General features: G+C 37.3%; 29 protein-coding genes. 3 read left to right on the top strand and 26 right to left on the bottom strand.

From position 1 onward, the window contains the following. Positions 1 to 386: 386 nt before the first annotated feature. The 8 genes from J7E66_RS06505 to spoIIIAA are packed head-to-tail and all read right to left on the bottom strand — an operon-like array spanning position 387 to position 5,526. Positions 387 to 938, bottom strand: coding sequence for a SpoIIIAH-like family protein (locus J7E66_RS06505; RefSeq protein ID WP_214998550.1), 552 nt, complete (start codon positions 936 to 938; stop codon positions 387 to 389). A 15-nt stretch (positions 939 to 953) separates the two neighbouring features. Beyond that, positions 954 to 1,604 (bottom strand): stage III sporulation protein AG, encoded by a 651-nt coding sequence (spoIIIAG, locus tag J7E66_RS06500; RefSeq protein ID WP_214998549.1) that lies wholly within the window; start codon positions 1,602 to 1,604, stop codon positions 954 to 956. Next, positions 1,597 to 2,226: a stage III sporulation protein AF gene (spoIIIAF, locus tag J7E66_RS06495; protein WP_214998548.1), complete on the bottom strand. Its 630-nt coding sequence runs from the start codon at positions 2,224 to 2,226 to the stop codon at positions 1,597 to 1,599. The genes spoIIIAG and spoIIIAF overlap by 8 nt, the downstream gene beginning before the upstream one ends. Before the next feature lie 11 nt (positions 2,227 to 2,237). Next, complete coding sequence (spoIIIAE, locus tag J7E66_RS06490) at positions 2,238 to 3,434, bottom strand: stage III sporulation protein AE (RefSeq protein WP_214713120.1); 1,197 nt, start codon at positions 3,432 to 3,434, stop codon at positions 2,238 to 2,240. Between the two features lie 31 nt (positions 3,435 to 3,465). Then, on the bottom strand, positions 3,466 to 3,915 hold the full coding sequence (gene spoIIIAD / locus J7E66_RS06485) for a stage III sporulation protein AD (protein WP_098931474.1): 450 nt from the start codon (positions 3,913 to 3,915) through the stop codon (positions 3,466 to 3,468). Further along, positions 3,872 to 4,075, bottom strand: a complete 204-nt coding sequence (gene spoIIIAC, locus J7E66_RS06480) for a stage III sporulation protein AC (RefSeq protein WP_066060661.1) — start codon at positions 4,073 to 4,075, stop codon at positions 3,872 to 3,874. Before spoIIIAC ends, spoIIIAD begins: the two co-directional genes overlap by 44 nt. 11 nt (positions 4,076 to 4,086) lie before the next feature. Further along, a complete protein-coding gene (spoIIIAB, locus tag J7E66_RS06475; protein WP_214998547.1) occupies positions 4,087 to 4,602 on the bottom strand; it encodes a stage III sporulation protein SpoIIIAB in 516 nt (171 codons plus the stop codon). Then, positions 4,603 to 5,526, bottom strand: a complete 924-nt coding sequence (spoIIIAA, locus tag J7E66_RS06470; RefSeq protein WP_214998546.1) for a stage III sporulation protein AA — start codon at positions 5,524 to 5,526, stop codon at positions 4,603 to 4,605. Positions 5,527 to 5,742: 216 nt separating this feature from the next. Between spoIIIAA and J7E66_RS06465 the strand changes: the two genes are divergently transcribed. Next, the gene (locus J7E66_RS06465) at positions 5,743 to 6,411 is read left to right on the top strand and encodes an SIMPL domain-containing protein (RefSeq protein WP_214998545.1); all 669 of its coding nucleotides are present in this window, start codon (positions 5,743 to 5,745) and stop codon (positions 6,409 to 6,411) included. 49 nt (positions 6,412 to 6,460) lie between these two features. On the opposite strand, the gene J7E66_RS06460 is transcribed toward J7E66_RS06465, so the two are convergent. The 16 genes from J7E66_RS06460 to J7E66_RS06380 all read right to left on the bottom strand — a co-directional run bounded on the left by J7E66_RS06460 (position 6,461) and on the right by J7E66_RS06380 (position 18,542). Then, positions 6,461 to 6,970, bottom strand: a complete 510-nt coding sequence (locus tag J7E66_RS06460) for a TlpA family protein disulfide reductase (protein WP_214998544.1) — start codon at positions 6,968 to 6,970, stop codon at positions 6,461 to 6,463. A gap of 77 nt (positions 6,971 to 7,047) precedes the next feature. Further along, positions 7,048 to 7,179: a CcmD family protein gene (locus J7E66_RS06455; protein WP_214998543.1), complete on the bottom strand. Its 132-nt coding sequence runs from the start codon at positions 7,177 to 7,179 to the stop codon at positions 7,048 to 7,050. A gap of 12 nt (positions 7,180 to 7,191) precedes the next feature. Continuing rightward, entirely contained in the window at positions 7,192 to 7,953 is a 762-nt protein-coding gene (locus J7E66_RS06450) for a cytochrome c biogenesis protein (protein ID WP_214998542.1), read from the bottom strand. A 3-nt stretch (positions 7,954 to 7,956) separates the two neighbouring features. Next, positions 7,957 to 8,637 (bottom strand): heme exporter protein CcmB, encoded by a 681-nt coding sequence (locus J7E66_RS06445; protein WP_214998541.1) that lies wholly within the window; start codon positions 8,635 to 8,637, stop codon positions 7,957 to 7,959. Next, positions 8,634 to 9,338 (bottom strand): ABC transporter ATP-binding protein, encoded by a 705-nt coding sequence (locus J7E66_RS06440; RefSeq protein ID WP_214998540.1) that lies wholly within the window; start codon positions 9,336 to 9,338, stop codon positions 8,634 to 8,636. Before J7E66_RS06440 ends, J7E66_RS06445 begins: the two co-directional genes overlap by 4 nt. A gap of 24 nt (positions 9,339 to 9,362) precedes the next feature. Then, positions 9,363 to 10,352 carry a hypothetical protein gene (locus J7E66_RS06435; protein ID WP_214998539.1) on the bottom strand — a complete coding sequence of 330 codons (990 nt, stop codon included), beginning with the start codon at positions 10,350 to 10,352 and terminating at the stop codon, positions 9,363 to 9,365. After that, on the bottom strand, positions 10,349 to 10,723 hold the full coding sequence (locus J7E66_RS06430) for a hypothetical protein (RefSeq protein WP_214998538.1): 375 nt from the start codon (positions 10,721 to 10,723) through the stop codon (positions 10,349 to 10,351). The genes J7E66_RS06435 and J7E66_RS06430 overlap by 4 nt, the downstream gene beginning before the upstream one ends. A gap of 12 nt (positions 10,724 to 10,735) precedes the next feature. After that, positions 10,736 to 11,242: a cytochrome c-type biogenesis protein CcmH gene (locus tag J7E66_RS06425; protein WP_214998537.1), complete on the bottom strand. Its 507-nt coding sequence runs from the start codon at positions 11,240 to 11,242 to the stop codon at positions 10,736 to 10,738. A gap of 1 nt (position 11,243) precedes the next feature. Continuing rightward, complete coding sequence (locus J7E66_RS06420) at positions 11,244 to 13,226, bottom strand: heme lyase CcmF/NrfE family subunit (protein ID WP_214998536.1); 1,983 nt, start codon at positions 13,224 to 13,226, stop codon at positions 11,244 to 11,246. A 25-nt stretch (positions 13,227 to 13,251) separates the two neighbouring features. Beyond that, the gene (locus J7E66_RS06415) at positions 13,252 to 13,704 is read right to left on the bottom strand and encodes a cytochrome c maturation protein CcmE (RefSeq protein WP_088088940.1); all 453 of its coding nucleotides are present in this window, start codon (positions 13,702 to 13,704) and stop codon (positions 13,252 to 13,254) included. Between the two features lie 13 nt (positions 13,705 to 13,717). Continuing rightward, the gene (locus tag J7E66_RS06410) at positions 13,718 to 14,770 is read right to left on the bottom strand and encodes a hypothetical protein (RefSeq protein ID WP_214998535.1); all 1,053 of its coding nucleotides are present in this window, start codon (positions 14,768 to 14,770) and stop codon (positions 13,718 to 13,720) included. Positions 14,771 to 15,015: 245 nt separating this feature from the next. After that, positions 15,016 to 15,639: a c-type cytochrome gene (locus J7E66_RS06405; protein ID WP_251032785.1), complete on the bottom strand. Its 624-nt coding sequence runs from the start codon at positions 15,637 to 15,639 to the stop codon at positions 15,016 to 15,018. Between the two features lie 40 nt (positions 15,640 to 15,679). Then, a complete protein-coding gene (locus J7E66_RS32780) occupies positions 15,680 to 16,129 on the bottom strand; it encodes a PCYCGC motif-containing (lipo)protein (RefSeq protein WP_374103831.1) in 450 nt (149 codons plus the stop codon). A gap of 194 nt (positions 16,130 to 16,323) precedes the next feature. Beyond that, positions 16,324 to 16,881 (bottom strand): elongation factor P, encoded by a 558-nt coding sequence (gene efp, locus J7E66_RS06390; protein WP_088088945.1) that lies wholly within the window; start codon positions 16,879 to 16,881, stop codon positions 16,324 to 16,326. Positions 16,882 to 16,903: 22 nt separating this feature from the next. Next, the gene (locus J7E66_RS06385) at positions 16,904 to 17,965 is read right to left on the bottom strand and encodes a M24 family metallopeptidase (protein WP_214998532.1); all 1,062 of its coding nucleotides are present in this window, start codon (positions 17,963 to 17,965) and stop codon (positions 16,904 to 16,906) included. A 79-nt stretch (positions 17,966 to 18,044) separates the two neighbouring features. Further along, on the bottom strand, positions 18,045 to 18,542 hold the full coding sequence (locus tag J7E66_RS06380) for a YqhR family membrane protein (RefSeq protein ID WP_214998531.1): 498 nt from the start codon (positions 18,540 to 18,542) through the stop codon (positions 18,045 to 18,047). 285 nt (positions 18,543 to 18,827) lie between these two features. Between J7E66_RS06380 and J7E66_RS06375 the strand changes: the two genes are divergently transcribed. Both J7E66_RS06375 and J7E66_RS06370 read left to right on the top strand, forming a co-directional pair. After that, positions 18,828 to 19,772, top strand: a complete 945-nt coding sequence (locus J7E66_RS06375; RefSeq protein ID WP_214998530.1) for a DUF1385 domain-containing protein — start codon at positions 18,828 to 18,830, stop codon at positions 19,770 to 19,772. Positions 19,773 to 19,829: 57 nt separating this feature from the next. Further along, entirely contained in the window at positions 19,830 to 20,225 is a 396-nt protein-coding gene (locus J7E66_RS06370; protein ID WP_308162475.1) for an SA1362 family protein, read from the top strand. 36 nt (positions 20,226 to 20,261) lie between these two features. On the opposite strand, the gene J7E66_RS06365 is transcribed toward J7E66_RS06370, so the two are convergent. Beyond that, on the bottom strand, positions 20,262 to 21,146 hold the full coding sequence (locus J7E66_RS06365) for a patatin-like phospholipase family protein (RefSeq protein ID WP_214733183.1): 885 nt from the start codon (positions 21,144 to 21,146) through the stop codon (positions 20,262 to 20,264). A gap of 161 nt (positions 21,147 to 21,307) precedes the next feature. Then, a complete protein-coding gene (locus tag J7E66_RS06360) occupies positions 21,308 to 21,757 on the bottom strand; it encodes a C40 family peptidase (RefSeq protein WP_214998528.1) in 450 nt (149 codons plus the stop codon). Positions 21,758 to 21,846: the final 89 nt, after the last annotated feature.

The raw sequence follows: 21,846 nt of genomic DNA, 5'->3' as shown, positions 1-21,846 counted from the left end.
AATGAGAAGTCGACTAGTTCTTTAATTTGACGAAGCATATTATTTTTTGGCACAACGAGATCATAAATTGCTATGTATGGGCTAAGATTGAATGAATCTTGAAAGGAAATCATTTGTATACCACCTAAAATGTTTTATTACCACAATTATAAAATAAAAAGCAGTTGAAGAGTTAATAAAATCAACCTACAACTGCTATAAAACAAGGGACTTTTTCAGTGCCCTCGCTGAAGCGCCTGCGGAAAGCGAAGTGCCTAGAGCGGAAATCAACAGGCCCATTAGCAGGTACAATGAATAATTAAATGCTGAGAATAAAAAATTGCCGAGAAAATGCCCTTTCTCGACAATCTGAAGGAAAGTCGTTGACTTTCCTTTTTTACATTCATTTATTTCATTGGTTGGAATTCTACTGCTACATAATTGGTTTCTCCAATTTCTTTTTTCACCTGTAAGATGATTTTGTTGGCCTCAGTTGCTGAAGGTTTCTTCTTAGATTTAACTGTGACTCTTACTTTTTCACCATCTGCTCTTACTAATGCATCTTCATAGCCCATTGTTTTAATTAACGTTTCAAGAATTTCTTCTTGTTTGGCCGTTTGATTCAATTTGTCCATTTGATCTTTTACTTTACTTCGCTCAACCGCAGGAATATCTGTGGAGGCAAGCTCCGTCGTTAGATCCTCTCGCTGTTCGCTCCTTAGGTCATCGAGCTTCATACGTAATTCTTCAAACGCTTCATCACCCGCAACAGTTGATACAATTGTTTTATCATCCTTAGCTTCCGTTTTTGTTTTACCCTGATTTTGATCTTTCGCTTTTTGCGAAACAGCAGCTAGATCATTACTCTTCTGTTCCGGAGAGGTAATGTAATAAACGGATAAGACAACTACTAAACTTAACATCGTTAATAACCAAACTGTTTGTTTTTTCAATAGCATAGGAAAACACCCCTTTTATTTTTTAGGCATGACAGCAACTCGGTGACTTGGTACATCTAAAGCGCGTGTAACTGCCTCTACAATCCACTTTTTCACTTGTATATTCTCTGCGCCTTTCGCAACTACTAAGACACCGCGAATTACAGGTTTTTTCGTTTCTACTACAATCGGAACCTCTTTTTCACCCTCACGGATAATCACTAGTTGTTCATCAATTGAGGCTTCCTCAACTTTCCGTTCCCCACCTTCTCGATCTGTTTCTTCAGTCGTTTGTGATTTGGAAACCCTATTTTTTTCAAGCACTTTCTTATCAGTGGAATCAATATTGACAACAACTGTAACATCGTTAACCCCTAGCATTTCCTGAAGGGCTTTCTTAAGCTGATTTTCATATTTTTCTTCATATTTATCCAATGCCTTATTGCTTGAGCCCTTATTTAGACCAAATGCCGGTACATCTTCGGAATTTACTTTTTCACTCGTCGCAACAGGTGTATCCGCTGAGTTCGAATCTGTTTTAAATACAATATTGCCAACAAGCATAAAGGCTGCACCGATACATAGAACAACAAGCATATACTGGTATTTCCCTGGTTTCTTGTCAGATTTACCTTCTATTTTAAGCACCTTTTTAAGCCATGAAAATGGTCCTTGGTTGTTATTCATTTTGGTTATTAATCCCCCCTTCAATCGAAACTTCAACTGTTTTTTTGGTCACATTCCATTTTTGCGAAAGAAAAGCGGCAATTTTTTCAGCTTCTTCTGTTGAGCTTTTAGATGGAAGAGGTGTTTCTGTGTTAATTTCGACTTGTTTGATCGCTTCGACTGTCTTCACTTCATTTTCTGGTTGCTTCAGAAGAACCATAACCTTTTGGAGGTTGTCTGGGAATGCTTGGTCGCTTTCTTCATTTGTAGCTAGATCAATTTTTGCTATCTCCAATCCGTATTGTTCCATCAACTCCTCTTTCACGTCCTTTTTCAGTTGGACAGCCATTTCTTCTAAAATATATGCATGTTGTTGGGCTTGTATTTCTTTTTTCTTGAAATCTATTGAATTTTTCATATTTTTTTCTCCAGGGGCTTGATATGAAGGGATCGAACCCATTGCTGATTCAAAATCCTTGGAAATCAATTTAAAAATTGGGGTAAGAATAATGGCAATTAAAAGGAGTCCTGTAACCATTTTTGTGTACTTTTGCATACTTGAATTGGGGAGGAGCATATCAATTACCGTGGCTAACAAGATAAAGAGAATAATATTCGTTACCCACTCTATTAAAAATTCCATATGAATCCCCCCTATCTCATCATCATCGTCAGGTTTCCTGCCGCAACTATAACTGTTATACATAAAAAGAACATCAGTGAAACGATTCCTAAAGCTGCAAATACATAAATGACACTCTTGCTAATAATATCCAAGCAGGTAATGATTGGCCCGCCGCCTAATGGCTGCAAGATTGCGGCAGCGAATTTATAGATAAAGGCAATCATTAAGATTTTAATAGCTGGGAAGGCTACAATGATAAGCAGGATACCAACACCAGCAATGCCTACTGTATTTTTTAATAGGACAGATGCACTAACCACCGTATCTGTAGCATCTGTAAACATCCGGCCGATAACAGGTATAAAGTTCCCCGTTACAAATTTCGCTGTCCTAATCGTAACACCATCTGTTACAGCTGCTGATGCTCCTTGTACTGATATAACACCTAGAAACACCGTCAAGAAGATTCCCATTAACCCAATGCTCCAGTTTCTTAGCAGGGCAGCTAATTGTGACACTTTATACTGTTCTGACATCGTGCTTACAATACTCAACAAGGTGGCTAGAAACAGGAGAGGCAGGATAATATATTGCATGAATAAACCGCTTATATTCATTAAAAACAAGATCACCGGATGAAAGAAAGCTGCTGATATAAGACCGCCAGAGGCTGCAATTAATGCGAGTAACAGTGGAACAAGTGCTAGCACAAAAGAGATCATCGATCCGATTGCTTCATTTGTATAACTTATGGCGATATGGAAACTATTCAGGGCAATTATGACTAAGACCATATAAACGATTGAATATGCAACCTTGCTAATCGCGCTTTTCTCGAAGGCATTCTGCATCGATTGAAGGAACATACTAAAGATGGTTAGCATGATCAATGACCCCAGTAATTTCCCGTTAGAAACAAACTCTTGAAAGGCAAACTTTACTATTCCCAACCCCCATTGTTTAAATGAGAATTTCTTCTCGCCGCTTACGAAGTCATACAAGCTCCCCTTTTGACTTTCAGGAAGAAATCCCCCGTATTTATAGGTAATGTCCTCCCAAAATTGTTTGAGTTCTGTAATATCAAGGGATTTAAGCTGGGCATCAACTAACTCCTGCGGAGAAAGAGGGTTGGGGTCTTTAGTCTCTTCGGCAGCTTGTACACCTGTAAAGGATAAAAAAAAGAATACAAGAACTATAATAGGAATAAACTGCAATCGCTGCTTCAATTCTATCTACACCTCTTTTTCAGGTTTGTCATCAACTAGGAATAAGTTTGATTATCGTTTCAATCAAAACAGTTAAAATCGGGATCGCCATAGCAAGGATAATAATTTTTCCAGCTAATTCAATTTTAGAAGAGAGTGCTCCCTGACCAGCATCCTTTGTAATCTGAGCGGCAAATTCAGCAATATAAGCAATTCCAATGATTTTTAAAATCGTTTCGATATAAACCATATTCACTTTTGCATTCACTGCCAGTTTCTCAAGCATATGAATGATTTCATAAATTTTATCCACCAAAAAAAGGAAAATGACACAACCTACAAAGACAACTAAGAGGAATGCAAAATTGGGCTTTTGTTCTTTCACAATTAAAGCTAGAAAGGTTGCTACAAGAGCTATGCCAACTATTTTTATGATTTCAATCTTAGGGACCCCCCTTCTATTGATATAAAAATACAGATTTAATTTTTTGGAAGAGATCATCCACAATGGATGCTACCTGAAATAATATATAGATAAACCCAAACAACGTTACCCACTGTGCGTATTCTTTTTTCCCCACCTGATCAAGAACGGTATGCAAAAAGGCAACAACTATTCCCACACCAGCAATTTTAAAAATAATATCCACTTCTAAACCCATTGCATTTCCCCCTAAAATAATAAAATAATCAGTAATAATCCTGATAAGAATCCGAGACTCTTGATCATTTTTTCGTATGTTGCTTGGGCTTGAACTGCATCCGCCTCTTCTCTTTCAAGATGTGTTAGTGTCAGCATGATATGTTTTTGCTGGGACATACGATCATGTCGACCCAGGGTTTCCCCAAATTGCTTCATAATTTCAAATTCTCCCTGCTTTAATGCTGTAGCATTCCATATTTCTCTTAAACTCGTTTCCCAAGCGTCTCTTACTGTTGTTTCGGTGTCCGTTAATTTCTTGGAAAAGGACTCAAAAAAGGTTGAAAGCGGCTTTGAAAGCTGTTCTGCTAACCTTCTGGCTGCTTCATGTAATGGCGTATGACCGTACATTATTTCTGCTTCAAGTGATTGTAGTGCAGTCCTTAATGCCCTGAGCTGCCTTGTTCGTTCACTAAAACGTCTGGAAATCTCAAATCCGATCCATGTTGTTGCGACAATTATGAAAACAGCACCTATAAGCTTAATCATTTATGTCACTCTCACTTTTTGATTCATTTCTTTACCATTTCTATCTAAAATATGAGTAATAGTTCCCGGTCCTGATGCCCTGCTAAGTACAACAAAACGTTGAAAAATTTTTTGATCAAGAATCGTCCGTAAAGATGGTCTATTTCTTACTTCTTCAATGCTCGTCCCATGTGTGGTCATCATTAACTTTATTCCCGCATGAACAGCCTCTTGGATGGCTTCAGCATCTTCTTTCCGGCCTATTTCATCAACAACTAGAATATCTGGACTCATCGAGCGAATCATCATCATCATTCCTTCAGCTTTCGGACAGGCATCTAGCACATCCAAACGGTCACCAAAGGTCAATTGGGGTATCCCATTAACACATCCAGCAATTTCACTTCGTTCATCGACAATCCCTACCTTAATTGCCTGTATACCCCTTGCTAAGTAACCTGAGGATGCAATTCTTGCAATATCACGCAGTAATGTTGTTTTTCCAGTTTGGGGCGGACCAATCACCATCGTATGCATCCAATTTCCTTGATAGATATAAGGGATAATTGGTTCAGCTATCCCTACCTTTTCCCTAGCTATCCGAATATTAAAAGAGGAAATGTCCCTGATCGCCTTGACCTTTCCACCCTCAAGGATCACCTTACCAGCCAGCCCAATCCGATGGCCCCCGGAAACAGTTATAAATCCTTGCTTAAGTTCCTCTTCGAGGGTATAGATGGAGAAATGACTTATTTTATTCATTAGGTGAAAAGCATCATCAGGCTGGACAATATACGGTAAAAACCTGGGTGCGCCTTTCATTGTCATTTCAATCGGCCGGTTAATTCGTATGCGGATTTCTTCCAGTTCTTCTTTTTGGTTAGGAGGGATTTTGCTGATTAGGTCGGCTATATTTTTTGGTAAAAAGTTTAGGATCGTTTCCACGTGTGCAACCTCCTCATATTTGCCTTTCTCATTATTTAAAATGTATGCCTGCTTGGTCACATTATGACTTTCAAAACTGTCATTTCTTTTCTATTTTCTGAGATGAATGCTAGAACAAAAATAAGAAAAGTAGAAAGGGATAAATTTTAATATCGGAACATTTTTGGAAGTCAGTCGTATTTTAAAGAAAGAATAAACATAAAGGGGGAGAGGGAAGTGTACAATTACCATCCGTTAAATCGAAATGGATTACCTCCCAAGGACTATTTAATTAAAGTGTCTGGTGAAGGAGAATTGGCAATCCAACCTGACTCCGCTTCGGTAAACCTAGGAATTATAACGGAAAGCAAGCAGGTAATAAACGCCCAGCAGCAGAATTCTCTTGAAGTAACAAAGGTAATCGACTCTCTTATTTCACTGGGAATTACCAAAAATAATATACAGACCTTCGATTATCGAATTGAATCCGATTACGATTATGACCAAGGGAAACAAATATTTCGTGGTTATAAAATAACCCATATCCTGCAGGTAAAAATAGAGGACTTATCAATCGTTGGCAAGGTCGTGGATACCGCTGTTCAAAACGGTGTGAACTATGTTTCTAACGTCCAATTTACAGTGAAAGACAAAGAGTCTTTTTATAAACAGGTCTTAGTTATGGCAGTAAATAATGCAATTGAAAGGGCTAAAACCATTGCAGGGACATTAAATGTATCGTTAATCCCCACACCGAGGTTAATTATCGAAGGAGGCAAAACGGTCCAGCCTGTTTTTAACCAGCCTGGAGCTTTCGTGAAAGGAGCTGCCTCCACACAAATTGAACCAGGACAAATAACAGTCAAGGCTGATGTGATCGCAGAATTTCACTTTAAACCATTTTAGAAAAAAAGGATTGAACCTTATGATCAGGTTCAATCCTTTTTTGTGAGTTTTAGTTATCATATTTCTTTGCCCAATTATATAACTGCATTTCTGTAACTGGACCGTTAAAATGTTCTCTAATTATTCCTTGTTTATCAATCACAAAGGTTTCAGGCTGCCCTGTCACATTATACATTTTAGAAACCTTTGCATTATAATCAAATAAATAGTTCATTCCGGCTTTATTTTTCTCCGTTACTTTATTAATCTTATCCATTGTCTCGCCGCGATTAATCATAAAAAAATGATATTGATCACCATATTCTTTTTGGAAGGATTCTAGCTCTGGCAGCTCCTCTTTACATGGAGCACACCAACTGGCAAAATAGTTCAGAATAACCACTTCCCCCTTAAAATCGGAGAGCTTAGTTGTACTTCCATCCAAATTTGGCAACGAAAAATTATATGCCTTATCACCAACATCTGTATGTTCACCTTTTGTAACTAAACTATAACCAAAGAAACCAAACATACCAACAATAAGAATCAATACGAGTAATTTGATGACCCGCTTGTTCATCGTATTTCCTCCTGACACCAGTAAGGTTCTATGCAAAAGGCCTGTTTATGCTTCACAGGCCTAATTATTACTACTAGTTATTTTTCTAGTTGTTTTAAGAATTCAATTTCTTTCTTAAGCTTTGAATGTCTTTTACCGAGTATTAACATATATCCAAAAATAACAACCCATGCAACAGAATAGGCACTATACATAAATTCAAAACCCATGATAAATTCCTCCTATTTTTCCAATTCTTCTCTTAATTTTTCTTTATAGCGCTCTACTTTAATTTTCATATTTTCAAAAGAAACTGCTTTATGAAGAAGGTATGAATATAGAATGGTAAATGCTGCAAGTGAAACAAACAACGCCACTAGCATAGAACTCTCAATACCTCCACCTTTTTGGGAAGGTCCCTCACCAAACACGATTGGGTGAAACTTTGTTTGCCACCAGCGAATCGCGAAAAATACGATTGGAACATCAGCAAACCCGATGATTCCAAATACAGCAGCAAGCCTGGCTTTTTTATCCCATACTCCATCCATTTGACGAATCATAATGTAGGCTATATAGATAAAGAAAAGAATTAACGTTGTAATTAACCGCGGCTCCCAAACCCACCAAGTATTCCATGATGATTTTGCCCAAATTGGGCCAGTTGTTAAGACAATAATCGTAAAGACCACACCGATTTCTGCAGAAATATAAGCATAGGTGTCAAATATTCTTTTCCGTTTGACTAAGAATAAAATACTGAAGACAAATGTCACAAAAAATGCCATGAACGCCAGCCATGCTGAGCTAACATGAAAATAAAAGATTTTTTGGGCTGCTCCCATCGATACTTCTTCAGCAGAAAAGATAAAGATAAAATAAAGGGCGACCAACATGGAAATAACTGTAGCACCAAACAAAATCTTTGATAGATCCGGGCTCTTCTTAACAGTTAATTGAGATCCAGTAAGTACCGCTTTCTCTCGTTCGAGATTCATACTCATCACTTAAACCTCCAGCACATAATCAATTAATAAGAAACAAACAACAAAGAAGATAACATCATAGGCAGTGACTAACTGAATCCAAGCGACTGCACTTGAAAATTTCTCCATATTCGTTAAGATGATTCGAGTGGCTTGAACAACCCCGATTAGGATTGGCGTTGTAATTGGAAACAGCAATAGTGGAAGCAGCATCTCACTGCTTTTGGAATTGGCTGCCAATGCCGCCAAGAATGTTCCAATGACGATAAATCCAAAACTACCTAAGAATACAACTAAGATAAAATAAGGAATGCTGCCAAAAAATTTGAAATCAAATAACAAAAATAAAAACGGGATGGAAACCAGTTCTACGATCAGCATCATCGAAAAATTGGCTAAGAACTTTCCTAAATAAATGCTCGTTGCCTCCATTGGTGCAACCAATAATCCTTGCATCGTATCATTTCTCTGCTCGGATATAAATGATCTGTTAAGCCCTAAAATTCCAGCAAAGACGATAATGACCCAAATGACTCCAGGTATAACTGCTTTTGTTGTATTATTGGCAGGGTCAAAGGCGAAGCTGAAAACAACAATCACCAGACCAGCGAAAATAATTTGGGTCACCATAATTTGTTTTGTTTTTAATTCGGAATATAAATCCTTTTTTGCTAGTAAGAGGGCTGTTCGAAAAAGGTTCATGATACTCCCTCCACTAATTGCTCATATTTTTCAGAAACAAAACCTAAGTTTTGATTTTCAATCCTAAAATCATCGACGATCTTGCCATTTTTCACAATGATAATTCTGTCACAGATTTCAGCTGCTTGTTTGAAATCATGTGTAACCATTAAAGTAGTTGTGCCTTTTGCTTTCATGGAAAGAATAACGTTATTAAGTATGGTAATTGCTCCTTGGTCTAATCCTGTGTGCGGTTCGTCCAAAAGGAGAATTCTCGGTTCATGAACAATCGCTCGTGCAATCGCAATCCGTTGAATCATTCCACGGGAGAAATTCTTTACCGGTTCATTTAAAAAGAATGACAAACCTACTTCTTTGACAAGTGCAATCGCTCGTTGTTCAACATTTTTAACACCATAGATATTCCCAAAGAACACAATATTTTCTAATGGAGAGTAATGATCATAAAGCAAACTGGAATGGGGTAAATAACCCATTATTTTTTTTATTTCGATATGATTTTTTTTCAAATCCATATTATTAACCAATATAGACCCAGATGTAGGTTTTATTAAGGTTGTGAGTACTTTTAGAAGCGTACTTTTTCCGGCACCATTTGGTCCAAGGATGGCAACCGTTTCTCCTTTTTTGATTGAGAGATCTACACCACGAAGGATGAGCTTATTATCCGCTTGCTTTATTAGCTTTTTTATTTCTATCATTTGCAGTCTCTCCCATCCCAGCTACTACTCTACAAAATTACGTAAGTTTAATTTTACTTGGACAAGATGCTGTTTATAAGCTTCTAGCTTTGCATGATATTCATCCTCTGAAAGCTTTCCATCTCCGAAGGATTCTTCCAATTCAATGCTCTTATCCATTATGGCTTTTTGCTTTGCCATTAAAAGTTTAAATGCCTTCTCTTCTTTATCTGCTCCAAGTCTTTCCTCTTCCAGCTTTGCTTTCCTTCTGAAATAGATATAATAGGAGATTCCAGCAAATACAATAGCTCCTATAATGATTAAAAAGACGTGTGGATCAAAGCGGTGTAGCGGGGACTGTGCCCATATTCTTAGATGGCCTGGATTATGAAAGGCAGGCGCCGTGTGTGTAACCGAACTATTACTTTTATTAGTTGTTTCTGACTTTTTTGTCTCATTCGCTGCAGGCTGTACATCTGGCTTATAAACAAGTGTAAACGATTGATAAGCTTTAATCCCTTCGATACTGTATCCAAAATAATTTTCGTCATCGAATTTAAAACTGCCTTGACTGGTTGCAACAGCCCCCTTAACTTCAATACTCCCTCTTCCTTCTGGAACGAGAATTTGCATCATTTGTACGTTGTAGTCAGCTTTTAAATTAATTTCTTCTCCCTTCGCTATCCGATAACTGTAAGGCAACACCATCGTTTGATTTCCTGGAATTGCCGTGGTTGTAATGAATCCTTTGTCAACCTCTTTAAAGGCAACTTTATTGTCTAAAAAGTTGAGATCCTCTGCGCCTTCGGGAAGGGTTACATTTAAGACCGCTTCACTTTTACCGTCACCTTTATATTCTTCAGCTGAGGTATTAGTATAATTAACCATATTCATCATATTCGTTGAGCCATCTTCTGCAGGGCTGACAACGATATAATGCATATCAATCGAAACCTTTGAATCAGAAGCTGCTAATCCATGAAATGGAATGAATAGCATCAGTCCGAGGAAGAAAACCGTGATTTTTTTGATCACTTTCCTTCCCCCTTTTTATTCTTATAAGTTTTCATTCGAGCTTCAATTTCTTTTTCAACTTCATCCATTAAATCTTTATCAATGTTTGTATCCATCAATTGTTCTTCTTCCTTCATAAGGCTGGCAACTTCTGTTTCGTATTGCTTCTTTAAAACTTTATAATCAGCGTGTGAGATTTTATCCATCTTGTACTCAAATTCTATTTCATTAAGTGTTGTTAATAGTGCTTCTTTCGTGGCGCCGATATCCTGACCCGTTGAACTAACATGTAAATAAGCATCCCACTTAAATAACGGTGATAATATTAGAAACAGACAAGCTAGCGCAAATATGGTGGTAAAAATAATCGAGATGACTGTGATATCTTGCATTTTGTTCACATCCTAAAGATACTTTTTGCGTTCTTCATCAATCATGGAAGATAGTATTTCTCCTTCTACTTCATCCTCGGTGTTCTGGTACTCAGCAACAGTTTCATCTGAGGCTTTTTTCTTAACCCATTTACGAATAACGAAATACAATGATATTCCCGCTGCGGCCAATACTACAAACGGGAGAACCCAAGCTGTTAAACTAAAACCGCTTTTTTCAGGTGAAGTCAATATTTCTTCACCATAGATATTGACATAATAGGCACGAATTTTATCCTTATCCCACCCCTTGTTCATCATGTCAACCAGGTCTGCTTTAAATTCTGTGGTAAGATTGCACGTATTCGGATCACATTCATAATGATCCTGACCACAGCCACATGTGCAGGCGAATTGCTGAGCAACGGCTTTGAATTCAGCTGATTTATAGTCAATCTGTTTTGCTGCTTCAACGCGCAGGAATGATCCTTGAAAAATGAACGCTATTATGAGAAGGCCAATATAAATTTTGTTTTTCATATTAAGACACCTCTCTGCGTACTCCTGTGTACCTCGGAGTGACATTTCCATATTTTCCATTCCAAACGGCGAACAGAGCGCCCATAACAATCATGAATGAACCAATCCATAACCAGTTCATCATTGGATTAATCTTTACAACAAATGTAGCTTTTCCATCATCTTCCCAGGCACTTAACACGATGTATAAGTCTTCCTTAAGCGAAGATATAATCGCCACTTCGGAAGAAGGCTGTTCCCAGTTACCGTAAAATACCTTTTCTGGCTGGTAAGTGCCTAGCTTTTTACCATTTCTAAAAACGGTTACATCGGCATAGACGATATCATTAATGCCTTCTTTCTTCTGATCAAGTCGGTCGTAGTTGATACGATAATCCTTTAATTCAATTGACTGCCCTAAATCGACTGTTTTCATTGTTTGTAAATCATAATTCTGTGAACCAATAATCCCCATCGTGATGAAGGCAATACCAAGGTGAACGATGTATCCACCATACCTGCGGCGATTTCGAATCATCAAGCGGTACAGCGCCACTAGTGGTGTTTCTTTAGTCAATTTTCTTCTAGCTTTTACACCTCTATAAAACTCTAAGAAGTGGGTGATTAATAATAGAATGATTACTCCATAACCAATGACTGCCCATACTTTTTGAATTCCTAACACTACCATCAAAATCATGCCAAGAACAGCGAGGATGGCTGGAATCATGAAGTTTTTCTTAAGATTTTTCACGGTAGATTTTTGCCAAGCAAGCATTGGACAAACTGCCATGACAAACATCATTGATAATAAGATTGGTGCTTCAACTTTATTAAAAAATGGCAGACCAACCGTTACTTTTGTACCACGTACTGCTTCCGATACTAACGGGAAAATCGTCCCCCAGAATACGGCAAAGGCTGCTCCGACAAGTAATAAATTATTTACTAAGAAGCTGCTCTCTTTAGAAACAAAGGAATTAAATTCCCCTGCACTGCGTTTCAGCAGGTTGTAACGGCTCATTAACACATATAGTGCTCCGATGACTGCCACACCCATGAAGATTAAGAAGTATAATCCCAGGTTTGAATTAGCAAAGGCATGGACAGATGTCAGTACTCCGCTTCGCACTAAGAATGTACCAAATAGGGTAAGTGCATAGGAGACAATGATTAAGCTGATATACCAAATTTTTAACATGTTTTTCCGTTCTTGAATCATAACGGAATGTAAGAAGGCCGTTGCTGTTAACCATGGCATAAAGGAGGCATTTTCAACTGGATCCCATGCCCAGTAACCGCCCCAGCCAAGTTCAACATATGCCCATTGACCACCAAAGATATTTCCAAGACTTAAAAATAACCAGGCAATAATTGTCCAACGTCTAGTCATTTTAATCCAGAAATCATCGACATTTTTCAAGATCAATGCCGCCATCGCAAAAGCAAATGGAATGGCAAGACCTACATAGCCAAGGTAAAGTGTGACAGGATGAATGATCATTCCTGGATTTTGAAGCATTGGATTTAATCCTTTTCCTTCTATAGGAATCTCATTTAATAGAAGGAAGGGTTTTGCAACAAAACCTAAAATAAAAAAGAAGAAAACCGCATTTGCAAGTAAGATGGCCGATATGTATGGAATCATCGGGTTTCCTTTTAACTTCCGTGAGAAAGCAATCATACAAGTATAAAGAGTTAAGAAGAATGTCCACAATAACAACGAGCCTGCATTACCCGCCCATAGTGCGGTAAGTTTATATATAATAGGTAGTTCACTGCTTGTGTAATCATGAACATATTCGTATTGAAATTGAGAGGTAGCTAATAGGTAGAACAATGAAAGCATTGCAAGTGATGAACATACTAATAATGCAATCAATCCACTTTTACCACTGTTAATAAACTTTTGATTTTTCGTGCTAATCCCCAACGTGATAATGAGGAGTGAATAAATTGCGATGGCTAAGCCTATATAAATCGTTGCGTTGGCAAATAAATACATTTGGTCACCTTCTTAAGTTAGCCTGTTATTTTTCATTCGGTGTTTTATTTAACTTATCTTTATGTGTCTCTGGATTATAATTTTTGATATCTTTTCCTTCATACTTTGAAGGACATCTAGTTTTAACTGTCTCTGCCACAAATGTATTCTTTTTGGTCGGAGCCCCTTGGAGAATAGTAATGACACCTTCTGCAAAGTTATCTGGTTTGGTACCATTATGAATAACATGCATAACATTTCCGTCGTTATCTTTAACATCAAACTTCAACTCAATTTTGTCTGGATTCCATTTAATTGAATCTTCAATAAGTAATCCTTCTACAGTTACAAAATCATCTTTATGTTGATCTTGAGTTGCCAAGAGCTCTTTCATCGTTAACTCAACACCACTTGAACCAGGAGTTGCTGCCATCAGAAGGAATACAATAGCTCCTGCAATAATAAACCCACCAAGCATGATAATCGTATTTTTTTTCATTCTTCTCACCTCATTAGATTAATTTTTTCATTTCTTCTTCGTACATTTCTTGGTCTATCTTTCCAGTTAAAAGTTTTTTGCGCAGTTCCTTCTTTTCTTCAGAATTCGCTGTTTTGTTGTCTTTTTTAACCGTTGGAGACGGCTTCTTCGGTTGTTTTTTATTTTGACTGGCTGCCTTAGATGCTGATTGTTTATTTCCTTTTAAGCCAATAAAAACAAAGAGTCCGGCAATGATGATTGCAATACCGATGATCGATGCACCACCCAGCCCGATAATTGGACGTTTTGATGAATTAGTGGTTCCCCCGTTTTTAACAACTTGGTCTGTTGCAGTTACACCACTATGGTTTTCATCATTTGGTGGCTGCTTTTTATTGATCGCCTCCATTGTTGATTCGGTACCATCTTTCTTATATGAGAAAGAGTATTTCAAGCCAGAATCTGCCTTTACATTTTTGTATTGATAGTAATAGAGCTCTTCTCCATATTCATTTTTCGAATTGTTTGCTGCTTTTGGCTCAATATTTATTTCCTTTGCATCCATTGGAGCATAAAAGATAACATCTAACAGCTCGATATCAGCTTTATTTTTAAGTTCATATGTAAAGCTCTTGTTGTCCTTCACGTTAATTGACTTTGTATAGTACTCAATGACAAATTCGTAGGTTTCGTTAGTCTTAATTGTTTTAGCTGGTTTCCAAGTAATGATCCCATTTTCTTTATCGACATCATAGGGACGTTGTACTTCAGGCTTATTTTTTTCTGGGAATTCTGCTACCAAGAAGGCTTCAAAGCCTTTTTCCATTGCTGGAACGGGAATCTTAATCTTCCCATCGAAATCTTGACCACTTTTATTGGTAATTGTTCCGTACTGTCCCACTAGTAAAGATGGAATATCTCGCGACCAACCTTCGGGATAATCAAACTCTGGCATTACCTGAATCTGCATTTCCTTAAAAGGAAATTTTTCTGCCTGAAAGGCTGTTTCAGCACTAGCATTCGGGATGATGAAATTCGTTAAAAATGATGCGATTACGAATAATGCCAACAACTTATTTTTAAGCATCTTAATCCTCCTTGACTTAAAAAACTTATCACTAGAAAGTACTATTTTTCACTATAGTCCTCTTTGAAATAAATATAATCTTTATCAATCCTTATTTGTTGATTCACTCTTGAACATTTTGTTAAAGGATAAAAATCGTTGCGGTTTCGACAAAAAACCACCACAAAATGTTCACACATTAAAAATGGGCAAAAAAAACCTGTATCCTTTTGTAATGGATTCAGGTCTTTTATGCTGTATTCAGTTTATTTTTTCTCCAAAGATCGGATATAGGTAACAATATCGGTAATATCTTTTTTCTTGAGCTGGCGTGCACCTTCAAGCCCCTTTAATGAAGGACCCATTCTAGTTTCTTCACGACCGTAGGCTGCATTAATCCATATTTTCTTATCAGTTGTATATTTCAGGTATTGTGGATTAGTGAGAGCGGTTCCCATTTTATCCTTACCTGTCCCTGCTTCACCATGACAATTGAGACAATATAAATTATATTGTGCTTTTCCATTTTCAGGATTACCTGAAATCGTTTTTGGAACATCAAACTCGATTTCTTCTGTCTGCCAGTCTCTTATATAAGCAACAAGGTTTTTTAAATCCTTATCTGACATTCGAGGACCGTAAGCAGGCATGACTGTGCCTTCTCTTCCATATTTCTCATAATTATACAAGTCTTTATCGGATACGGAGCTTAAAAAATTCTGGCTATTTAAAGCCGTCCCCGTTTTTGAGCCTTCTCCTTTTCCTGTTTCGCCGTGACAAAATATACAATTTTTGTTATATACCTTTTCACCAGCAGCAATTGCTTCTGATTTCTTGCTATCAAAAATACGGCTATTACTTAAACAGACAATAATTCCAATAATAATCAAAATGTAAAATCCGATTAGTATTTTCTTCATGGGTTTCCCCTTACTTAGGTTCAGGTGTTGGGGTTGGCTCCCCAATATCTTCATATTTTCTTGTTAATAAATCATAAATTTTCGCTGGGCTTTTTCCGTCAAGATGCATTTCTACCGCCTCCCGGGCGATATTGACGCATGTATCTCAGGCTATACCATGTGAATCCCATTCTTCAACTGCATTTTCTGGTCCCATTCCTTTGATAAAACAATCAAGGTTACTTTTATGACCGTCATTAACACAACCACAATAGCATGGAACCTGCGCAACTACCTCTGGATAAGTTGCTGCCATAACATACGTTTCTTGAATTTTTTCTGATGTATTTAGAACAAAATCAGGTAATGGCGAATGTTTTTTATCAAGTTTCCAACTTTGATCATTAAGTTTAGAACTGCAGCCAGCGGATATAATTGCAAACAAAATCCCAAGGAACAAGAGAGATGTTATTCGTTTCATTTTCTGTAGCACCCCTTCCTTTTTATTTTTTTCCTATTTCAGTTTAGCAAAAATAAATTAGTCAATAAGTAACTAATTCTTACTATTTAGTGAAGTTTTTAAGCATACCGTTAGGGGGATATAAGGAGTTTTCATTAAGAATTGTTAAAAAAAAGCCTTAATCCGACAATTTTCGGACTAAGGCTTTGAACTGATTATGCACGTGACACGTATGATCCATCAGTCGTATTGATAATTAACTTATCCCCTTGATTGATGAAGAAAGGAACCTGAACAGAAAGACCTGTTTCAAGTGTAGCTGATTTGGTACCGCCAGAAGACGTATCCCCCTTAATACCCGGTTCTGTTTCAGCAACCTCTAAAATTACATTGTTTGGTAATTCTACTCCAAGAGTTTCATAATTAAACATCATAATTTGTACTTCCATATTTTCTTTCAAAAACTTTAATTCATACTCAATGCTTGAAGCAGGAAGTTCTACCTGCTCGTAAGATTCCATATCCATAAATACATGATTATCACCGCTTGCATAAAGATATTGCATTTTACGGTTATCGATTTGAGCTTTCTCTACTTTCTCACCTGCACGGAATGTTTTTTCTTGAATTGCTCCATTACGAAGGTTACGAAGCTTGGAACGAACAAAGGCTGCTCCTTTACCTGGCTTTACGTGTTGGAAATCAAGGACACGCCATAGGCCGCCATCCACTTCAATTGTTAATCCTGTTTTAAAATCATTTACAGATATCATATTAAGATCCTCCTAAAAATCATTACACTATAATTAGTTCTTTTGTAGAATGTGTGAGTGCTTCGTTATGGTCCTTTGTAATCAATGTATCATCTTCAATCCGAACGCCGCCGAGACCTGGGATATAGATACCCGGCTCACATGTTACTACCATTCCAGGTTCTAATTTTACATCAGACTTCATCGATAGACCAGGGCCTTCATGGATCTCAAGTCCGATACCGTGCCCTGTTGAATGACCAAAGTATTCACCATAACCTTTTTCTTTTATGTAGTCTCGTGTTATTGCATCTGCTTGCTTCCCTGTCAAACCTGGTTTGATTCCCGCCATTCCAAGTAATTGAGCTTCAAGTACAACTTCATAAATTTTTTTAAGCTGTGCGTCTGGCTCTCCAATCGCAATAGTCCGCGTAATATCAGAAACATATCCATTGTAGTAACAGCCGTAGTCCATTGTTACAATATCCCCTGCTTCAATTACCTTATCGCTAGCAACACCATGTGGAAGTGCTGAGCGATGACCAGAAGCAACGATTGTATCAAATGAAGAGGAAGTGGCACCAGCTCTCCTCATAAAGAACTCTAACTCATTAGATACTTCTAATTCAGTTTTTCCTGGACCAATGAAGTCTAAAATATGTTTAAATGCAGCATCAGCAATATCAGCTGCTACCTTTAATATCTTAATCTCTGCATCAGTCTTTATCAAGCGTAACTTTTCGATTACACCAGAAAACGGAACAAGTTCAGCATCAACTTCTTTATCATATAATCTAAAGGAGGAGTAGCTTAGAAAATCCTCTTCAAATCCCAGCTTTTGAATTCCAAGGTTCTTCACTTGTTGTGCAACTTCTTCAGGAATCGTTCCGGTTATTTTTATAATCTCGAAACCTTGGCATTGTTTAGTCGCTTGTTCAATATAGCGGAAATCCGTAAGAAACAAAGTTTTTTCCGCACTAATTAAAACTACACCGGCTGAGCCAGTAAAGTTTGAAATATAGCGACGATTATATGGGCTAGTGATCAAAATCCCATCAATTCCAAGTGTTGAAAAATTAGATCTTAGTTTTTCTATTTTTTCCATTGCTCTCCACTCTCCTTTTCAAATCCATATGAGGACAAAAATATTTTATCACAACCTACTTCATCCGACTAATCGTAACTTAGGAGGACTCCTCGTTCACTTGCTCGTTAGTATTTTGATACTCATAATTTATGGAATATCCAATAAAGATTCCATATACGATATAAATACAAACAGATGTAATGATCGTATCTCTTTTTAGATCAAAAAATGGTTTAATACCTGGAAATAGTGGATTTAGAATAAAGAACACCACCAAAAATAATACAATTCCATAGCCAAGTCCAAACCAAAACCCTGTGAATTTCCTCAGCACTGCATAGTAAATAAATGCTGCTATCACGGAACATATTCCAATTAAAATAATGGAAATGACGGTCCCCAGCCATTCGTATTTCCAATGCCCTAGTGCCCATGGCTCTAGAATGACATTGGGACGAATTTCTGTAAAACTTAAGTAGGACGCAATACAGCCAATCAATCCCCAAAACAGACCTCCAAATAAACCCGTCCAAAATACCATTACCGAAAAGGACATGGGCTTAGGATAATTTCCTAGTTTCTTCTCAATCGCCATTGTAACAACCTCCGTTTACTTTCTGTTTATTCGGGAAGTGCCCTTTTTGCTGTTATATATACTTGATATGCTGTCCTATAATTGGGACAACGAAAGGCCATAATAAATTCCATTTCTTATTATGTCCTTTGGTATTCAATCCCTTACATATAAAAAAACTTTTTAATTGGAAATATTATGTCATTCCTAGAGGTTTTTTTGTTTTTCTAGTAGAATAGAATTAAGTACATACAGATTTTATCTTTCAGCTGTTGTGCAACTATAGATTAGGTTGGTGTAAAATATATGTCCAATTCTCAAAAACCCGTTTATGGCGGCCAAGCGGTTGTCGAAGGTGTTATGTTTGGCGGAAAACATCATTATGTTACCGCGGTACGCAGGAAGGATCAATCTGTTGAATATTTTCATTTGCCTCGTAAAGCAAATCCTTATTTTACAATCCTAAAGAAAATCCCATTTCTGCGAGGGATTATCGCAATTATTGAGTCGAGTGCAAATGGATCGAAACATTTAAACTTCTCGACGGAAAGATTTGATGTGGATCCAAAAGAAGATGAAATTATAAAAGAAAAAGAAGTCTCTAAATTGACCATGTACCTTGGTGTTGCTGCAATTGGTGTGATTTCATTTTTATTTGGTAAATTTGCTTTTACGCTGATCCCTGTGTTCCTTGCAGTTTTGACAAAACCAATTTTTCCAACGCATTTTGCTCAAGTGTTAGTGGAAGGTTTTTTTAAACTAATTTTATTAATTTCCTATATTTATTTTGTTTCACTTACTCCATTGATAAAAAGGGTGTTTCAATATCATGGTGCCGAACATAAAGTAATAAATACCTTTGAAGCTGGAGTTGAGTTAACCGTTGAAAATGTGCAGGCTCATTCCCGTCTGCATTACCGCTGTGGCAGTAGTTTCATCCTGTTTACAGTCTTTGTTGGTGTTTTTGTCTATATGCTGGTACCTTCAACTCCGCTTTGGTTACGGGTGGCCGACCGTCTCCTCTTAATTCCTGTGGTTTTGGGTATTGCTTTTGAAATCCTTCAATTAACTAATAAACTTAAAGATATTCCAGTTTTAAAGTATCTAGGTTATCCTGGTCTTTGGCTGCAACTAATAACAACGAAGGAACCACAAAATGATCAAGTCGAAGTGGCAATACTTTCTTTTAACGAATTATTAAGAAGAGAAAAGGAATCTGAGTACTTGGTTAAAAGCGAAGAAATTGTCTAAATTCTTGTTTTATCGTGTTTAAAAGAATAAAAAAATGCTTAAGATGCTCTTAGGGAGGTGGCTTTCTTGAAAAATCGGACATTTGTTAATGTTGTTGTTGGGGGACTTATCATTCTTGCTTTACTTGGCCTTATTGGTTCATTTACAGCTAATCCGGCCGGTTTCATTCAGAGAATAGTTGTCATCGCATTGATTGTTTTAGTCGTTTATTTCCTAGTACGGAAGTTTTCCAAATCAAACCCTCAGAAAAAAGAGCAGCGTGCATTTCTTAAAGCCGCCAAAAAATCAAAAAAACGATTACTGCAAAAGAGTGGAGACGGGGCTGTAAAAACCTCCTCTCTTGGGACGCTAGCATCATTAAAGAAGAGCAACAAAACAAAAAAGAAATCTCCTGCTCACTTAACTGTTATCGACGGTAAAAAGGGTAAAAAGAAAAATCGAGCGTCTCTATAGGCGCTCGATTTTCTTTTTACCCTAGTCTAATCCCTATTAATAACCCCATGTCTTCAAAAATTGTTTTGCTCTCTCTTTTCCTAGATCGAACAACTCATGTTTCTTTTCCTCTGTTAAATGAAATTCTGTTGATAACACACCCTCAGTCGGTATAAAGATAATGTTCTTTACATGTTTTTTAGAAATGTACCTAGAATCGTGTGCATCCTTCATCGTCTCAAATAGGGCTCCAAATAGTTGAATCGCATTTTTTATTTTATGTTTTTCAGTTTCATATTCACTTGGGCTTAATTTAATACCGAGGACAGGTCTTACCTTTTGTGCATTTTCCTTATCAAAAAGCCACATAGGAAAATTGCTTAGGACCCCGCCATCAACTAAAATGTTCATTCCATCCATTGTACGCATTTTAACAGGTTCAAAGAAATATGGGATACTGCAGCTGATTCTAATCGCTTTTGCGATTGGAAATGAACCAGGTGAAATGCCATATCTTTGTAAGTCATCAGGTAAAACAATCATTTGCCCATTTGATAGGTCTGATGCAATTACTCGAAGTGCCTTCGGGGGCAAATCAGCGAATGTTCTTAACCCTTTGGCTTCAAGTTTCTTACAAATCCATTTTTCAAGTTCATTGCCTTTATAAAGTCCTAGCTTCCAATAGACAAACAGCCATTTTGCAAAAGGGAAAGGGATAATTGATTTGCGGGCATCCATTATTTTTGAGAGATCTAACTCGTCGACCAATTGGAAGATTTCTTTACTTGTGTAGCCAGCGGCAATTAATGCTGCAACGATCGATCCTGCACTCGTTCCCGCCACTCTGACAAATCGCAAACCTTTACTTTCTATTTCTTCGCAGGCTCCAATAAGTGCAAACCCTTTTATTCCTCCTCCAGAAAAAACGCCGTCTATATACATGGCAGCCACTCCCAAAGATGTACTCGTTTTTACATCTTTAAGCGGTAATTTTAATAAATAGTACCAAGGACAAGTAGAAAATTTATTATATATAAAAAAGAACATCGCCCTTGCTCGATGTTCTTGGTCACTAAACTATATTGAAACCGCCTAACTTTTCATTATAATCGTTTTGCTCCAATGTATCTTGGTTTCCAATAACTATTGCTTGTATAAGCGATTGAAACTCCTTTTGAAGATGCAGCCTGAATCATTTTTCCGCCACCAATGTAAATCGCAACGTGAGTAGGTCTGCTTGCCTTATTCGGTGCAAAGAACATCAAGTCTCCTGTTTGTAAAGAACTAACACGATATCCTTGCTTGTAGTACATATCAGCTGCCGTCCGTGGCAATACTTTTCCAGCCTTACCGTAAGAATACTTAACCAAACCAGAGCAGTCGAAACCTTTAGGTGTTAATCCACCCCATCTATATGGAACGCCAAGATTTGATTTTGCTACTGAGATTGCTTTTGTATGGTAATAGGCCGCTTCCGCTTTATCACCCATAGTGGTAAACAATGAACTTAGAATAATTGCCATAGCCATGGTTGAAATGATTTTTTTCAACATATTGTTTAATCCCCCTGTGTGCTCCGTTACTCATAATATACAAAAAAAGAGTAACATGGTCGTAACAGGTAGATTACAGTTATATTACA

The organism is Bacillus sp. ISL-7 (genome assembly GCF_018613065.1).
Note: the sequence above shows the minus strand (reverse complement) of the source record. Positions and strands in the feature narration are given on the sequence as shown.

Coding starts and splice junctions, on each gene's coding strand:
- J7E66_RS06375 (WP_214998530.1), top strand. CDS start 18,828: ATGTCCAATTCTCAAAAACCCGTTTATGGCGGCCAAGCGGTTGTCGAA.
- J7E66_RS06360 (WP_214998528.1), bottom strand. CDS start 21,757: ATGTTGAAAAAAATCATTTCAACCATGGCTATGGCAATTATTCTAAGT.
- J7E66_RS06365 (WP_214733183.1), bottom strand. CDS start 21,146: ATGTATATAGACGGCGTTTTTTCTGGAGGAGGAATAAAAGGGTTTGCA.
- spoIIIAC (WP_066060661.1), bottom strand. CDS start 4,075: ATGGGTTTAGAAGTGGATATTATTTTTAAAATTGCTGGTGTGGGAATA.
- spoIIIAG (WP_214998549.1), bottom strand. CDS start 1,604: ATGAATAACAACCAAGGACCATTTTCATGGCTTAAAAAGGTGCTTAAA.
- spoIIIAB (WP_214998547.1), bottom strand. CDS start 4,602: ATGATTAAGCTTATAGGTGCTGTTTTCATAATTGTCGCAACAACATGG.
- J7E66_RS06455 (WP_214998543.1), bottom strand. CDS start 7,179: ATGGGTTTTGAATTTATGTATAGTGCCTATTCTGTTGCATGGGTTGTT.
- J7E66_RS06445 (WP_214998541.1), bottom strand. CDS start 8,637: ATGAACCTTTTTCGAACAGCCCTCTTACTAGCAAAAAAGGATTTATAT.
- J7E66_RS06450 (WP_214998542.1), bottom strand. CDS start 7,953: ATGAGTATGAATCTCGAACGAGAGAAAGCGGTACTTACTGGATCTCAA.
- J7E66_RS06440 (WP_214998540.1), bottom strand. CDS start 9,338: ATGATAGAAATAAAAAAGCTAATAAAGCAAGCGGATAATAAGCTCATC.
- J7E66_RS06410 (WP_214998535.1), bottom strand. CDS start 14,770: ATGCTTAAAAATAAGTTGTTGGCATTATTCGTAATCGCATCATTTTTA.
- J7E66_RS06380 (WP_214998531.1), bottom strand. CDS start 18,542: ATGGCGATTGAGAAGAAACTAGGAAATTATCCTAAGCCCATGTCCTTT.
- spoIIIAF (WP_214998548.1), bottom strand. CDS start 2,226: ATGGAATTTTTAATAGAGTGGGTAACGAATATTATTCTCTTTATCTTG.
- J7E66_RS06425 (WP_214998537.1), bottom strand. CDS start 11,242: ATGAAAAACAAAATTTATATTGGCCTTCTCATAATAGCGTTCATTTTT.
- J7E66_RS06430 (WP_214998538.1), bottom strand. CDS start 10,723: ATGCAAGATATCACAGTCATCTCGATTATTTTTACCACCATATTTGCG.
- J7E66_RS06420 (WP_214998536.1), bottom strand. CDS start 13,226: ATGTATTTATTTGCCAACGCAACGATTTATATAGGCTTAGCCATCGCA.
- J7E66_RS06415 (WP_088088940.1), bottom strand. CDS start 13,704: ATGAAAAAAAATACGATTATCATGCTTGGTGGGTTTATTATTGCAGGA.
- J7E66_RS06505 (WP_214998550.1), bottom strand. CDS start 938: ATGCTATTGAAAAAACAAACAGTTTGGTTATTAACGATGTTAAGTTTA.
- J7E66_RS06460 (WP_214998544.1), bottom strand. CDS start 6,970: ATGAACAAGCGGGTCATCAAATTACTCGTATTGATTCTTATTGTTGGT.
- efp (WP_088088945.1), bottom strand. CDS start 16,881: ATGATATCTGTAAATGATTTTAAAACAGGATTAACAATTGAAGTGGAT.
- J7E66_RS06385 (WP_214998532.1), bottom strand. CDS start 17,965: ATGGAAAAAATAGAAAAACTAAGATCTAATTTTTCAACACTTGGAATT.
- spoIIIAD (WP_098931474.1), bottom strand. CDS start 3,915: ATGATCTCTTCCAAAAAATTAAATCTGTATTTTTATATCAATAGAAGG.